The organism is Streptomyces sp. NPDC051315 (genome assembly GCF_044455165.1).
In the GTDB taxonomy this organism is placed as follows: Bacteria; Actinomycetota; Actinomycetes; order Streptomycetales; family Streptomycetaceae; genus Streptomyces.
In genome coordinates this window covers 361,573-376,064 of sequence record NZ_JBITEN010000006.1, presented here as the reverse complement: position 1 = coordinate 376,064, position 14,492 = coordinate 361,573, and the positions used below count along the sequence as shown (strand labels likewise).

Genomic DNA, 14,492 nt, shown 5'->3' with positions numbered 1-14,492 from the left:
ACATCGACGACCGTCGGAAGTTCTGGCGCCCACGTCGCAGTGGGCCGTCCCCGGGAGCCCGCGTGACCGATCACTCCACGGCGCGTCGCGCCCCCCCCCCCCCCCCCCCCCCCCCCCCCCCCCCCCCCCCCCCCCGGGGGGCCGCCCCGCGACCGGATGCCGGGGGCGAGCAGACCCAGGCCAGCACGGCCGCACCCCAGCCCAGCACCCACAGGGCCGCGCCCAGTACCCCGGCCGTCGCACTCACGCCGCCGCCCCCTCCCCCGCACCCGTCACCGGGAACCCCGGGGTCCGCAGGACGCGCCTCTCCGCGTCCACCGCGTAGACCTCGCATCCGGCCTGTCCGGCCGCCCACTCGACGCCCTCCGCCCCCATCGCGAAGGCGGCCGTCGCCACCGCGTCCGCCTCCGTGAGGGTCGGCGCGACGACGGTGACGCTCAGCAGACCGGTCGCGGGAGCCCCGGTACGTCCGTCGATGATGTGGTCGCCGCGCTCGTAGCGCGCGGAGGTCGCGACCGCGCCGTCCGTCAGCTCCAGCACCGTGCACAGCTTGTCGGCGATCTCGGGGTGCCGTACGCCGACCCGCCACGGTCCGCCGCCGGCGACGACGTCACCTCCGGCGTTGAGGCAGAACCGGCGCGCCCCGGCCTTCCTCAGCAGCTCCGCCGCCCGCTGCGCGGACCAGCCCTTCACGATCGCGCAGGGGTCGAAGCCCCGGCCGGGCAGCCGCGCGTCGAAGGCGCCGCCGGTCGCGACCCGGTACCGCTCGCACAGGTCGAGGACCTCGACGAGGTCGGCACCGAGCGCGTCGGCCGGCAGCTCGCCCCGGCCGTACCGGGACACCTCGCTGCCCTCCTTGAACGGGCTGAACCGCTCGTCGGCCTCGCGCAGCCACGCGAACACGGCGTCCCCGGCCGCACCGGGGACGCCGGCGTCGTCGACCCGCAGGGAGATGGGGAACCCCATGACGTGTTCGACGCGGTGCACCTCAGGCGCCCTTCGCGTCGATGGCGGCCTGGAGGGACTCCCGGTAACCGTCGCTCGTGATCGTCGCACCGGACACCGTGTCGATGTCCGCGCTCTGCGCCTGCAGCGTCTCCTCGATCAGCTTCGGCACCGCGGCCGTCGTCTGCGGATGGTCCGGCTGCTCCAGCATCCGCACGGCGGTGATCGTGCCGCCCTCGAAGGTGACCTCGACCTGCACGTCGCCCTTGTCGGTGTTCACCGTGGAACCCGCGACGACCTGGGAGGCCGGGGACGCGGAGGCGGACGGGGAGGCCGATGCGGCCGCGGCGCGCGCGTCGATGGCGGCCTGGAGGGACTCCCGGTAACCGTCGCTCGTGATCGTCGCGCCGGACACCGTGTCGATGTCCGCGCTCTGCGCCTGCAGCGTCTCCTCGATCAGCTTCGGCACCGCGGCCGTCGTCTGCGGATGGTCCGGCTGCTCCAGCATCCGCACGGCGGTGATCGTGCCGCCCTCGAAGGTGACCTCGACCTGCACGTCGCCCTTGTCGGTGGTGACGACGGTGCCCTTGACGACGGTGGACCCGGACGCGGAGCCCGTCGAGGAGGCGGACGGCGTCGACGCGGGCGCCGCGGCCTCCGCCGTCGACGTCCCCGTGGACGGCTCGTACCGCCAGACCGGGATGAGGCCCGCCACGGACAGGACCAGGACAGGTAGTGCTCGCTTCACGTCGTTTTCCCCGTCTCCCTCATCCGGCCAGGCTGAAGCGCTCGAAGTGGATCTGCTGTCTGGGCACGTCCAGCTCGCGCAGGCTGCCCAGCACCGCGTTCATCATCGGCGGCGGACCGCACAGGAACACGTCGCGGTCGGCGATGTCCGGCACCAGCCGGGCCAGCTCGCCCGCGGCCAGCCTGTCGGGGACGGGCGGGCCGGTCACCAGGTGCAGCTCGGCGCCCTTGGCGTGGGCCAGGTCGCGCAGCTCGTCGTAGAGGACCGCGTCCCGGTCGGTGCCCACCCGGTAGATGACCACGGCGTGGCCGCGCAGCTCCTCCAGCAGGGCCCGGATGGGGGTGACGCCGACGCCGCCGGCGACCAGCACGGCCTCCGGCCGGGTGCGGTGCATCGCGGTGAAGGCGCCGTAGGGGCCCTCGGCGAAGACGCGGGTACCGGGCCTGATGTGGCGCAGGCCGGCCGAGCCGTCGCCGGCGGCCTTGGCGGTCAGGCGCAGGGTGCGGCCGTCGGGCGCGGCCGACAGGGAGAACGGGTTGGCCTGCCACCAGCGGTCCCTGGTGAGGAACCGCCACAGGAAGAACTGGCCCGCCCGGGCGGGCAGCCGGTCCAGGTCACGGCCGGTGATGTACACGGAGACGACGTGGTCGGACTCGGGCACCACCGCCTCGACGCGCAGCTGGTGGCGCCAGTTCCGCCACAGCGGCAGCGCCAGCCGGCCCACGGCCACCGAGCCGAGCGCGACGGCCCACAGGGCGTACCAGTAGGTCGTGGCGGCGGAGCTCGAGGTGAAGGTGGTACCGACGGCGACCTGGTGGGTGAAGGCCAGCACCACGGCGACGTAGGTGTACAGGTGGATGAAGTGCCAGGTCTCGTAGGCCAGTCGGCGACGGGCCCAGCGCGCGGAGACGGCGCCGACGACGAGGATGAGCGCCAGCGCGACGACCGCGCGGAACACACCTTCGACGGTCTCGGCCAGGTCGACGAGCTGGCTCACCGGGTCCATCGAGGACGACTCGGCATAGCCGAAGGTGATGAACACCACATGCCCGACCAGGGTCCACAACAGGCCGAATCCGGTCCAGCGGTGCCAGTTGGTCAGCCGGTCCATGCCGATGCGGCGGTCCAGCCAGGGCAGCCGGGCGACCAGCAGCAGCTGGAACGCCATGAGCAGGGCGGCGTAGAGGCCGGTGAACCGGCCCAGCACGACGAGGGCGTTGGAGGCGAACCCCGCCTGCACGGCGAGGAGGGTCACGACGGCCGCGTTCGCGGCCAGCACGGCGTACAAACCGGTGCGGGCCACTACTTTGGGACGTATCGCCGTGGGGGGTACGGGAGGCGACTGGACGGTCGTCACGGACGGAAACTCCTTGATGCGGGTCCTCAGGACACCGAGCTTCGCTGTCCGGAGCTGTCGAGATCCTGTCGTACAACTTTCAAGAGCTTATCGATGTGTCCGCGCACCGGTCCGGGTTCTCCCACCGGGAGGCGCGTGCCGCACTATGAGCGGGTGGAAAAAGTACGACTCCTCGTGGTGGACGACGACCCGCCGATCGCCGATCTCGTGGCGACGGTCGCCCGCTACGAGGGCTGGGACGCGGTCACCGCGAACTCGGGCGAGGAGGCGCTGCGCCGCGCCGCCGAGTTCCGGCCGGACATCGTGGTGCTCGACCTGATGCTGCCCGACATCGACGGCTTCGGCGTCCTGGACCGGCTGCGCCGCTCGGGGACGATGGTGCCGGTGGTGTTCCTCACCGCCCGCGACGGGGTCGCCGACCGCGTCGCCGGGCTGACCCGGGGCGGGGACGACTACCTGGTGAAGCCGTTCGCCGTGGAGGAGCTGATGGCCCGGCTGCGGACGGTGCTGCGGCGCAGCGCGGGCCCCGCCTTCCCGCGGTCGGTCCTGCGGGTCGGGGACCTGACGATGGACGAGGACACGCGTGAGGTGCGGCGCGGCGAGAAGCTGCTGACCCTCACCCCGACCGAGTACGAGGTGCTGCGCTACCTGATGCGCAAGTCGCCGACCGTGCTGACCAAGGCGCAGATCCTCGACCACGTGTGGGAGTACGGCTTCGGCGGCCGTTCCAACGTCGTCGAGCTGGTCGTCAGCCGGCTGCGCCGCAAGCTGGACGCGACGGGCGAACCGCTGATCCACACCGTGCGCGGCTTCGGGTACGTGGTCCGGCAGGCGGCCGAGTGATCCGCCGGGCCCTGCGGGGATACCGCAGGCTGCGCCTCGGCACCCGTCTCGCGCTGGGGCTGGGCGCGCTGTCGCTGGTGGTCTTCGCGGTCGTCGGCACGGCCCTGACGACGTACATGCGGGACTACCTGTCGGCCCAGCTCAACGAGCAGCTGAAGCTCGCCCAGCTCGCCCAGTCCAAGAGCATCGCGACGCACGGCACGCTCGCGGGGAAGAAGTACTACCGCTGGTACTACGCCGTGTACGACGTGTCGGACGGCACCCCGGTGCTCCGCAGGCCCGAGGACCCCGCCGACGTGCCGGAGGACGTCGACGACCTCACCGCCGTGGCCCGGGCGCAGGCCGCCACGGACACCGAGGTCGTGCGCACCGAGCACCTCCGGGGCGAAGGCCTGTACCGGCTGCGCGCCTGCGAGGTCGAACCCGGCGTGGTCCTGGTCAGCGGCGCGCCGATGGACGACATCGAGGACACCGTCCGGCAGCTGATCACGATCCAGGTGGTCACCTTCGTCCTGGCGCTGCTGGCCCTCGTGGTGTTCGGGCGGGCCCTGCTGCGGCGCGGTCTGAAGCCGCTGAGCGACATGGCGCACACCGCGCACGGCATCGCCTCGCACGACCTGACGGAGACGGCGGCCCGGCTGCCGCTGCGCGCCGACCGGCCCGGCGGCGGCCCCGAGGTGGAGGAGCTGCGCACCGCGTTCAACACGATGCTGGAGCACATCGACGACTCCCTCGCCGTCCGCGCCGAGGCCGAGCAGCGGCTGCGCCGCTTCGTCGCGGACGCCTCGCACGAACTGCGCACCCCGCTGATGTCGGTCCGCGGCTACGCGGACCTCTTCCAGTACGCGGCCGCCAACGCCCCCGAGGAACGCGACCGGCACCTGGCCCGGCTGCGGGCCGAGGCGGCGCGGATGGGCGTCCTCCTCGACGACCTGCTGCTGCTGGCCCGCCTGGACGCGGCGGAGGTCGAGACACCGCTGCGGAAGGAGGACACCGACCTGGTGGAGCTGGTGGAGCAGGCGGCCGACGCCTTCCGCGCGAGCCACCCGGACCACCCGCTGACGGTGGCGCCGGGCCCGGCGTCGGTTCGGCTGCGGCTGGACCCGCAGCGCGTCCGGCAGGTCCTGGACAACCTCCTCACCAACGCGGCCGTCCACACCCCGGCCGGCACCCCGGTGTCCGTCGCGGTGTCGCTCACCGGGGGCACGGCCCGGGTGAGCGTGACCGACAAGGGTCCCGGCATCCCGCCCGGCGACCGGGGGCGGGTCTTCGACCGCTTCTACCGCGTCGACAAGGCCCGCAGCCGCGACCGCGGCGGCAGCGGTCTCGGCCTGGCCGTGGCCCGCTCCCTCGTGGAGGCACACGGCGGCACCCTCGGCCTCGACGCCGCCGCGGGCCCGACGGTCTTCACCCTGGCCCTCCCGCTCGGACGGGCCGCGCGGGGATGACCGGGCCCGCGGCCGGGCGGCCGGGCCGGTCCGCCGGGTCCCGACGGGGGGAGGCGCGGGAGCGACGGGGACCTTTGAGCCGTTCCGCCCGCGGGTACGGTCCCGTCCGTGCCCTATGTACTGGAGAACGCCTGCACGGCCGCCGACCCCTGGAAGGGCGTCGACCCCGACGCGCTGTCCCGTGCGGTGCGGGCGCAGGAGCGACGCCCCGTACCCGGGATCGAGGACATGGCGGTGTACCTGGCCGCCCAGGTGTCCGACACCTCCCACCGTGACGTGATCGGCCCCCTGCTCGACGGCGGCGGCGCGAGCGGCGTCGTCGTCCGGCGCGGCACGGTCCTCGCCTCGTGGGGCGATCCGACGCGGGTGGAGATGGCGTACAGCGCGACGAAGAGCGTGCTGTCGCTGGTCGCGGGCGTCGCCCACGACGACGGCCTGCTGCACCTCGACGAGCCGGTGTCCGCCTCACTCGACCTGCCGCAGTTCACCGGCGCCCACGGGCGGGCGGTCACCTGGCGGCACCTGCTGGACCAGACGAGCCAGTGGGAGGGCTCCCTGTGGTCCAAGCCCGTCTCCGCCGACGCCCAGAGCACCCGCGCGGGCACCGAGTCGCGGGGCGGCCCGCCCGGCGCGGGCTGGGCCTACAACGACGTCCGGGTGAACCTCACCGCCCTGGCCCTGACCGTGCTCACCGCCCGTCCCCTGCCCGACCTGCTCCGCGAACGCGTGATGGCTCCCCTCGAGGCCTCCAGGTCCTGGTCCTGGCACGGCTACGACACCTCGTACGCCGAGGTGTCCGGTGTGCGCCTCCCCGTGGTGTCCGGCGGGGCGCACTGGGGCGGCGGCCTGTGGATCAGCGCCCTGGACCTGGCCCGCGTCGGCCAGCTGTGCCTGCGCGGCGGCACCTGGAACGGCAAGGAGGTGATCTCCGCCCGCTGGATCGAGGAACTGTGGACGCCGTGCCGGGTGAAGCCGGACTACGGCCTGTCCTGGTGGCTCAACGACAGCCGTACCGTCTGGCCCACGGCCCCCGCCACGGGCCGCTGCGCCCGTGGCAACGGGGGCGCCCACCTGCTGTGGGTCGACCCGGCCCGCGACCTGGTGATCAGCTCGCGGTGGGGGGCACAGCCGGAACGTCTGCTGCGGGAGGTGTCGGCGGCGGTGGCGGAGGTGGGCTGAGGAGGGTCAGGGCGGCACCGGGGGCGGGATGAGCGGCGGGGGACCCGGGCAGAACACTCACAGCTCCACCGCACCGACGGTCGCCCCTCCGCCCGCACGCCGTCGACTTCCGGACACCGCACCGTCACACCGGAGGGGAATCTCCTCCCCCGTCCCCTCCCCTGTCCAGGGCCTGATCCGTCACCCCGCCGCACGCGGAGGTGACGCGGAAGGACGACGTGCGCCGTGTCCCCGCTGCCGCTCGACGGTCCCGCCTCCCCGCTGCCCCGCGCGGACCACCCCCACCCCCAGGCCTCCCCCGCCCACCCCGCACCCGCCTCCGGCGCCCGCCCCTCACCCGCCTCCCCCGTCCGCCGCGCCCTGGCGTCCGCCCCCGGCCGCCGCGTCCTGAGCCTGCTCCCGCTGCTGCTCCTCGGGATCTGGGCGGCGATCGACTGGCACGCCGTACGCGAGGGCACCGCCCGCCTCGCCACCGCCGACCCCTGGTGGCTGCTGGCCGGGATCGTCTTCACCTGCCTCGGCTGGGTCGCCGCCGCCTGCGTCCGCCAGGGCGCGATCCCCGACCGGCTGCCCCGGGGCCCGCTGCTCGCCTCACAGATCGCCGCGGGCGCCGCGAACCACCTCCTGCCCGCGAGCATCGGCGCCCACGCGGTCACCGTCCGCTTCCTGCGGCGCCAAGGCGTCCCCCTCCCCCGGGCCACGGCCTCGATCGCCCTGTACTCCCTGGTCAGAGCCGTGGCGAAGACGCCGTTACTGCTCGTCTTCGTCCTGTCCGCCCCCGCCGCCGTACCCCCCGTCGCACTCCTCCCACGAGGACGGACGCTGTTCCTGGCCGTCGCCGGCCTCCTGCTCGCGCCCGCGGCGGCCGCGGCACTCCTCGTCCTGGTCCGCCCCCTGCGCCGCCCCGCCCTGGACTTCGTCCGTACGGCCCTCACCGACGCGCGGCACCTGCACACCCGCCCCGGCCGCTTCCTGCCCCTGTGGTGCGGAGCGGCCGCGGCTCCGCTGCTCCAGGCCTGTGTCGTCGCCTCGGTCGGCACAGCGCTCGGCGTCCCGCTCTCCTGGCCCCAGCTGGTCTTCGCGTTCCTCGCCGCGAGCACCGCGGCGGGCGCCGTACCCGCCCCCGGCGGCATCGGCCCGGTCGACGCCGCCCTGGTCCTCACCCTGGCCGGCTACGGCACTCCCCTCTCCCTGGCCACGGCCACGGTCATCGGCTACCGGGTCCTGACCGTCTGGCTGCCCCTGCTGCCGGGGATGCTGGTGCTGTCGGCGCTGGTGCAGCGGGAGGTGCTGTGAGCGCGGTGCGACGGGCCGGCGGTACGGGTCCGTCGCACGGGCCGGACGAGCGGGAAGGCCGGGAGGGACGGGCGGGTTTGGCCCGCCGGGTTGCCGACGGCGTACCTCGCCGGGGGACCGGTCGCTCCCTCCCGCCCGGCGCTCGACGCCGGCGGGACCGCCGCCCCCCGACCGTGGCGGCCCTCGGCGGGGAGCCGGGCCGGACGCCCGACCGGACGTCCTGACCCGCTGTCAGCCCTCGGTGGGCGTCAGCCGCAGCGAGACGCTGTTGATGCAGTACCGCTGGTCCGTCGGGGTCGGGTAGCCCTCACCCTCGAACACGTGCCCGAGGTGCGAGCCGCACCGCGCACACCGCACCTCCGTCCGGACCATCCCGTGCGAGCGGTCCTCGATCAGCTCCACGGCGTCGCTGTCCTTCGGGTCGAAGAAGGACGGCCAGCCGCAGTGCGACTCGAACTTGGTGGCGGAGGTGAACAGTTCGGCGCCGCAGGCTCGACAGGAGTAGACACCCTCGGTCTTGGTGTCGGTGTACTCGCCGGTGAAGGCGGGCTCCGTCGCGGCCTGGCGGAGCACCGCGTACTCGGCCGGGGTCAGCTCCGCCCGCCACTGCTCGTCGGGCTTTTCGACGTCGTACGACATGAAGGCCAACCCCTTACTTCCGTTACTTCTGCGCGAGACGGTCCAGGATCCGCGGGCCGAGGTCGGTGACGTCGCCCGCGCCCATGGTGAGAACGAGATCACCGGGCCCGGCCATTCCCGCGATCACCGAGGGCACCTGGTCCTTGTCGTGCACCGGCGTCACGTCCGCGCCCGCCGCCCGGGCCGCGTCGACGATCAGCTCGCTGGTGACACCCGGGACCGGGTCCTCGCGGGCCGGGTAGATGTCGAGGACGACGGAGGCGTCGGCCAGGGCCAGCGACTGCCCCATCTCCGTGCCCAGCTCCTGCGTCCGGGAGAACAGGTGGGGCTGGAAGACGACCAGGATGCGGGCGTCACCGGCCGCCGCGCGCATCGCCTCCAGGTCCGCCGTCATCTCCGTCGGGTGGTGCGCGTAGGAGTCGATGACCTGGACACCCGCCTGCTCGCCCTTCAGCTGCAGGCGCCGCTTGACGCCGGTGTAGGCGGCCAGGGCGGGCGCCAGCTCGGACGCCGGGATCCCGAGGGCCACACCCGCCGCCAGCGCGGCGACCGCGTTGTGCGCGTAGTGGCGGCCGGGCACGGACACCGTGAACGTGAGTTCCTGCCCGTCCATCAGCACGGTCACCCGGCTGCTGAGACCCTGCGGCTCGACGGCCAGCACCCGCACACCGGCGTCCTCGGCCTCGCCGTACGTCACCACCCGCACGCCCTCCAGGCGCCGGGTCAGCTCGCGCGCGCCCTCGTGGTCGGCGGAGATCACCAGCGTGCCGCCGGGCACAATCTTCCCGGCGAACGTCTCGAAGGACTCGTAGATCTCGTCCATGGAGGCGTAGTTGGCGTGGTGGTCGAGCTCGACGTTGAGGACGATCGCGACCTCGGGGGCGTACTTGTGGAAGCTGCGGTCCGACTCGTCCGCCTCGGCGACGAAGATGTCGCCCTCGCCGTGGGCGGCGTTGGAGCCGGGCGCGTCCAGGTCGCCGCCGATCGCGTACGAGGGGTTCAGCCCCAGCTCGGTCAGCGAGACCGCCAGCATGGACGTCGTGGTGGTCTTGCCGTGCGTGCCGGCGACCGCGATCGGCCGCAGCCCGTCCATCAGACGGGCGAGGGCGTCCGAGCGGTGCACCACCGGAATCCCCAGCTCCGCCGCGCGGGCCAGCTCGGGGTTGTCCGCCCGGATCGCCGACGACACCACGACACAGCTGGCGTCGTCGGCGAGATGCCCGGCGGCATGCCCGATGTGCACGGTCGCCCCCAGCGCCCGCAACGCCTGCGCGGTCTCCGACTCCTTGGCGTCACTGCCGGCCACCTTGGCCCCGCGCTGGGCCAGGATCTTGGCGATCCCGGACATTCCGGCGCCGCCGATGCCGATGAAGTGCGGTCGATCCATGGCGGTAGGAAGGCCGGGTGCCATGCGTGTTCTCCCAGAGTGCGGAACCTTAAGACGATGAGCGTGCCCCAGCCTATTGCGTGACGGGACCGCACCCGCCCGAGGGGCGCGGGGGCGGTCCCGTCACGCGGTTCCGCCGGGGCGCGACCGGCCGGGCGCGCGCCCGCGGCCCCGCGAGGCACCGCACCCCCGCGCCGCCCCGGCCCGGCCCCCGCGGCGGCTACGCCTTGCTGTGCGAGAAGAGCTTCAGCACCGGCACCCCCACCTTGTGCCGGGCCCGGGACGCCCAGTCGCGGTGGAAGAACTCCTCCACGTAGTGCGGATCGGTCAGCACGATCACCTCGTCCGCCCCCACCTCCTCGACCACGCTCTTGAGCGCGTCCAGCGGATGGTCGTCGACCAACCGCCCCTCCGCCGCGCTGCCCGCCGCGTGCAGCGCGGTGAGGGAGACCTCCAGGGCTCTCTGCCCCATGCTCTTGGCCTCCTCCCCCTCGGGCGTCTCCCCCTCGCGCACGGCCTCGTCCAACTCGCCGAGGGCGATGTCGTCGATGGCCCGCAGCAACCGGTCGGCCTGCTCGCCGCGCGGCTGCAGCAGCACGTGGAAGGTGACCGGCTCGTCTCCGTGCAAGGTGGTGACGAACTCCACGTCGGCGGAGGTCAGGGCCTTCTCGATCATCAAAACGCTTGTGAACACCAACGCCCCATTCTCGTGCGGGGACCTCCCGTGGCCCCCAGTCGTCGGTGGGCCGTCCGGCTGGCCCTGCGGAAACCATCCTTCCCCGCGCTCGCACGGGGTCTGCGGTCCTAGTCTGCCTACCCGAAGTCAACCGGAACGGCATATTCCGCCGAATTCGGGACTCGGAACGCCTTGCCCGAATGCCCCGGATCCGACGGACCACACGTGCCTCTTTCCTCACTTCAGACCCGGCGGTACCGGCTGTAGAGGAACCCGTCCTCCTCCAGGAGGGACACCAGGGAGAACCGGTGCGGGACGGCGACCGACGGTCCGCCGGCGATCCGCTGCGCGTCGCCCGCGGTGAGCAGCGGCGAGACGGTCAGGCACAGTTCGTCGAGCACCTCGGCGGCCACGAGCTGTCCGAGCAGCCGGGGGCCGCCCTCGGTCAGCAGCCGGGTGTGTCCCAGCCCGGCCAGGGCCTGTACGGCCCGTACGGGCTCCACGCCGACGCCGTCACCGGCGATCACCACCCGCGCCCCGGCCTTCTCGGCGGTCGCGATCCGGTCGGGGGCCGCCGCCGCGCCGGTCAGGATCAGGGTGGGCACCAACGGCGAGGTGAACAGCGGGAGCGAGAAGTCCAGGTCCAGGCCGGCGGAGACGATCGCGATCGCCGGGACGGGCGCCTGCCCGGCCGCCTCCCTCCGCCGCGCGAACTCCGCACGCGCGCGTGCGGGCCGGTACCCCTCCCGGCGTACCGTTTCCGCACCGACGAGCACCACATCGGCGAGCCCTCGCAGGGTGCCGAAGATCCGCATGTCGGTGGCGTTGGAGATGGGCTGGGAGCGCCCGTCGTGCTGGGCGGCCCCGTCGAGCGTGGAGACCATGTTGGCCCGCAGCCAGGGCGTGGGCTCCCCGGGCCCGGGATCGGGGTAGGCGTAGGCGTCGGCGATCTCGTCGAGGCTCCACTCGCGAACCTCGTCCGTCTCTCGGACCTCGGGGGCCGCGGCGCCCCCGTCCGGGGTCCGGGCCGCTGTCTGGTCGGTCACTGGGAACAGGCGTCGCATACCAGGCAGTCTGGCACGGCACCCAGTCCCCGCCCGGCGGGACCGGCCGGGGGCCCGGAGTCCACCCGCGCCTCCACCGCACGGTCACCCACCGCACGACGGCCCACCGCACGCCTCGCCGACCACCGACGCCCCGGCGCCCGCGCCCACCCCACGACCACCCACCACCGACGCCCCGGCACCCGCGCCCACCCCACGACCACCCACCACACCGACCACCGACCACCCACGCCCCGGCGCCCGCGCCCACCCCACGCCCCCCCCACGACCGCCCACCGCCGACGCCCCGGCGCCCGGCCTCGCTCCCGCAGGGGCCCGTCACCACGACGCCCTCCCCCGTCCCGAGGCGGCACGCTCGCCCCACCACCCGCCGCGCCCGCGCGGGAGCGGGCCCCGGCCGCCTCCGCTCACCGGCTCCGGCAGCGGCGCCGTACGGACCTGCCCGGTCGGACCAGCCCGGTCCCCTTCGCCCGTGCCGGCAAGGGGGCCGGCCGTACGCCCCGGCCAGGCCGGAGCCGGCGGGCAGGCTTTAGCATGGGTAAGCGTGTCGTCCTCCTCCCCCGCCCCCGGCCTCGACCCGATAGCCGACGCGGCCCCGCTGTCCCTGTGCGCCCGCGAGCCGCACGTCCCCGCGGACCGGCTGGTCGCCGAGATGGTGCCGCCGCCGCGGTTCGACTCGGTGCGCTTCAGCACGTACCTCCCGGATCCGAACCAGCCCAGCCAGACCGAGGCGGTGGGAGTCCTGGAGGGCTTCGCCGCGGGGCTCGGCGGGGCGCACGCCGTCGGCGCCCCCAAACGCGGCTTCCTCGGCTTCGGCAGGACGAAGGCGCCCAAGACGCCGGCCGGCCCGCGCGGCGTCTACCTCGACGGCGGCTACGGCGTCGGCAAGACCCACCTGCTCGCCTCCCTGTGGCACGCCACACCGGCCGAACCCGCGCTCAAGGCGTTCGGCACCTTCGTGGAGCTGACCAACCTCGTCGGCGCCCTCGGCTTCCAGCAGACGGTGAAGACCCTCTCCGGCCACCGCCTGCTGTGCATCGACGAGTTCGAGCTGGACGACCCCGGTGACACCGTCCTCGTCTCCACGCTGCTCGGCAAGCTGGTCAACGCGGGGGTCGCGCTCGCCGCCACCTCCAACACACTGCCGGGCAAGCTCGGCGAGGGCCGGTTCGCGGCGGCCGACTTCCTGCGCGAGATCCAGGGCCTGTCCGCGCACTTCCGCACCCTGCGCATCGACGGCGAGGACTACCGCCACCGCGGCCTGCCCGAGGCGCCGGCGCCGTTCTCCGACGAACAGGTGACGAAGACGGCGTACGCCACCCGGGGCGCCTCGCTCGACGACTTCCCCCGGCTGCTGGAGCACCTCGCCAAGGTGCACCCCAGCCGCTACGGCGCCCTGACCGACGGTCTGAAGGCGGTCTGCCTCACCGACGTGCGGCCGATTCCCGACCAGTCGACGGCCCTGCGCCTGGTCGTCCTGGCCGACCGGCTCTACGACCGCGAGGTCCCGGTCCTGGCCTCCGGGCTCCCCTTCGACCGGCTGTTCAGCGAGGAGATGCTGAACGGCGGCTACCGCAAGAAGTACTTCCGGGCGATCTCCCGTCTCACCGCGCTGGCCCGCGACGCCCAGCGGCTCGTCGAGCCCCACTAACCGATCTCCCCCACAAGATCAAGGGTCAGATCGAGCCACTGACCCCTCGCTTTTGAGGCGCACTTCATCTCGCAACGCCGAGTTAACCCTGCAAACTACTTTGCAGGGTTAACGTGTTTCTTGACCAGTCGTTGACCAACCGTTGGTCTGGACTAGAGGCGTGAACTACGCGGAGGGGGGCGCATGTTGCGAGGTACGACAGCCCGGACCGTCGTCACGGTCCTCGCCGCCGCCCTGCTGGCCCTCCCTTTCTTCACACCTTCTTCCTCCTTCGCACACGCGCACGTAACCCGTCACACCCAGGTCAAGACAGAGACCGGAATCAAACCGTCCGTCATGTCCCTGCGTGACGAAAGGGTGACGTCCCGCTCGTGCGACCGTTCCGGGACACCCGTAGACCCCCTGCGCACCCGCGACCGCCACCGCGCCACGCTGACGCCCGACTCGGCGCCCCAGGAGCGCGAGCGCACCCCGTCGGCGCAGGATCCCGCGGCCGCCCGCCGACCGACCGGCCCGACCGCGCCGTACCACCACTCGTCGAGATTCGCGACGAGCCACTCTCCGGCGGCACTCCAGGTCTTCCGCTGCTGAGAGAGCAGAACAGCAGTTCCCCACCTGTCCTGCCCGTCCGACGCGCCCCCCACGGCGCGCCAGGAGGAATCACACATCATGCAGCCCCTCATCGACAACGCCCGTGCTTTCGGACAGCGCCCTGAGGAGTTCGCCCGGCTCGCCGAAGGCCAGTCGCCCCAGGTCCTGTTCATCACCTGCTCCGACTCGCGGGTCGTGCCCGCCCTGATCACGGGCGCCCGTCCCGGCGAGCTCTTCGAGCTGCGCACCGCGGGCAACATCGTGCCCCCCTACCTCTCGGAGCGCCCCACCGGCGAGGCCGCGACCATCGAGTACGCCGTGGAGGTCCTCGGGGTCCAGGACATCGTCGTCTGCGGCCACTCCCACTGCGGCGCCGTCGGCGCGCTGGTGCGCGGCGACGACCTCGACGCCGTACCCGCCGTCCGCGACTGGCTCGCGCACGCCGCGGACCAGCCCGGGGCCGCCGACCCCGACGACCCCACCGTCATGCGGGCGGTCCAGAACCACGTCCTCGCCCAGCTGCTGCGCCTGCGCTCCTACCCGTGTGTGGAGAAGCGGCTGGCGGACGGCCGGCTGCGGGTGCGCGGCTGGTACTACGAGGTGCACACCGGTGCCGTGAGCGAGCACCGTGTGGAAACCGACGCGTTCGAGGCTCTGTGAGCGCCGCG

13 protein-coding genes are annotated in these 14,492 nt (G+C 73.6%); 6 read left to right on the top strand and 7 right to left on the bottom strand.

What is annotated here, in order from left to right; all coding sequences use genetic code 11:
• Positions 1-243 precede the first annotated feature (243 nt).
• Genes ACIBBD_RS15065 through ACIBBD_RS15055 form a run of 3 tightly spaced genes read right to left on the bottom strand, consistent with a single transcriptional unit; the run spans position 244 to position 3,050 of the window.
• Positions 244-987: an FAD:protein FMN transferase gene (locus tag ACIBBD_RS15065; protein ID WP_399419808.1), complete on the bottom strand. Its 744-nt coding sequence runs from the start codon at positions 985-987 to the stop codon at positions 244-246.
• Position 988: 1 nt separating this feature from the next.
• Complete coding sequence (locus ACIBBD_RS15060; RefSeq protein WP_399419807.1) at positions 989-1,693, bottom strand: FMN-binding protein; 705 nt, start codon at positions 1,691-1,693, stop codon at positions 989-991.
• Positions 1,694-1,712: 19 nt separating this feature from the next.
• The gene (locus tag ACIBBD_RS15055) at positions 1,713-3,050 is read right to left on the bottom strand and encodes a ferric reductase-like transmembrane domain-containing protein (protein WP_399419806.1); all 1,338 of its coding nucleotides are present in this window, start codon (positions 3,048-3,050) and stop codon (positions 1,713-1,715) included.
• Positions 3,051-3,203: 153 nt separating this feature from the next.
• On the opposite strand from ACIBBD_RS15055, the gene ACIBBD_RS15050 reads away from it, so the two are divergent.
• The 4 genes from ACIBBD_RS15050 to ACIBBD_RS15035 all read left to right on the top strand — a co-directional run bounded on the left by ACIBBD_RS15050 (position 3,204) and on the right by ACIBBD_RS15035 (position 7,816).
• Positions 3,204-3,893, top strand: a complete 690-nt coding sequence (locus ACIBBD_RS15050; protein WP_399419805.1) for a response regulator transcription factor — start codon at positions 3,204-3,206, stop codon at positions 3,891-3,893.
• The gene (locus ACIBBD_RS15045) at positions 3,890-5,341 is read left to right on the top strand and encodes a sensor histidine kinase (protein ID WP_399419804.1); all 1,452 of its coding nucleotides are present in this window, start codon (positions 3,890-3,892) and stop codon (positions 5,339-5,341) included. Before ACIBBD_RS15050 ends, ACIBBD_RS15045 begins: the two co-directional genes overlap by 4 nt.
• A 108-nt stretch (positions 5,342-5,449) precedes the next feature.
• On the top strand, positions 5,450-6,520 hold the full coding sequence (locus ACIBBD_RS15040) for a serine hydrolase domain-containing protein (RefSeq protein ID WP_399419803.1): 1,071 nt from the start codon (positions 5,450-5,452) through the stop codon (positions 6,518-6,520).
• A 225-nt stretch (positions 6,521-6,745) separates the two neighbouring features.
• Positions 6,746-7,816, top strand: coding sequence for a YbhN family protein (locus ACIBBD_RS15035; protein WP_399419802.1), 1,071 nt, complete (start codon positions 6,746-6,748; stop codon positions 7,814-7,816).
• 231 nt (positions 7,817-8,047) lie between these two features.
• Here ACIBBD_RS15035 and msrB read toward each other — a convergent pair whose 3' ends face one another.
• The 4 genes from msrB to ACIBBD_RS15015 form a co-directional block, all read right to left on the bottom strand.
• Positions 8,048-8,455 carry a peptide-methionine (R)-S-oxide reductase MsrB gene (gene msrB / locus ACIBBD_RS15030; protein ID WP_399419801.1) on the bottom strand — a complete coding sequence of 136 codons (408 nt, stop codon included), beginning with the start codon at positions 8,453-8,455 and terminating at the stop codon, positions 8,048-8,050.
• Positions 8,456-8,477: 22 nt separating this feature from the next.
• Positions 8,478-9,866, bottom strand: a complete 1,389-nt coding sequence (gene murC, locus ACIBBD_RS15025) for a UDP-N-acetylmuramate--L-alanine ligase (RefSeq protein WP_399419800.1) — start codon at positions 9,864-9,866, stop codon at positions 8,478-8,480.
• 196 nt (positions 9,867-10,062) lie between these two features.
• A complete protein-coding gene (locus ACIBBD_RS15020; protein ID WP_399419823.1) occupies positions 10,063-10,536 on the bottom strand; it encodes an indole-3-glycerol phosphate synthase in 474 nt (157 codons plus the stop codon).
• 224 nt (positions 10,537-10,760) lie between these two features.
• Positions 10,761-11,582, bottom strand: a complete 822-nt coding sequence (locus tag ACIBBD_RS15015) for a pyrimidine reductase family protein (RefSeq protein ID WP_399419798.1) — start codon at positions 11,580-11,582, stop codon at positions 10,761-10,763.
• A 544-nt stretch (positions 11,583-12,126) separates the two neighbouring features.
• Between ACIBBD_RS15015 and zapE the strand changes: the two genes are divergently transcribed.
• Entirely contained in the window at positions 12,127-13,233 is a 1,107-nt protein-coding gene (gene zapE, locus ACIBBD_RS15010) for a cell division protein ZapE (protein ID WP_399419797.1), read from the top strand.
• A 669-nt stretch (positions 13,234-13,902) separates the two neighbouring features.
• Entirely contained in the window at positions 13,903-14,484 is a 582-nt protein-coding gene (locus ACIBBD_RS15005) for a carbonic anhydrase (RefSeq protein ID WP_399419796.1), read from the top strand.
• Positions 14,485-14,492: the final 8 nt, after the last annotated feature.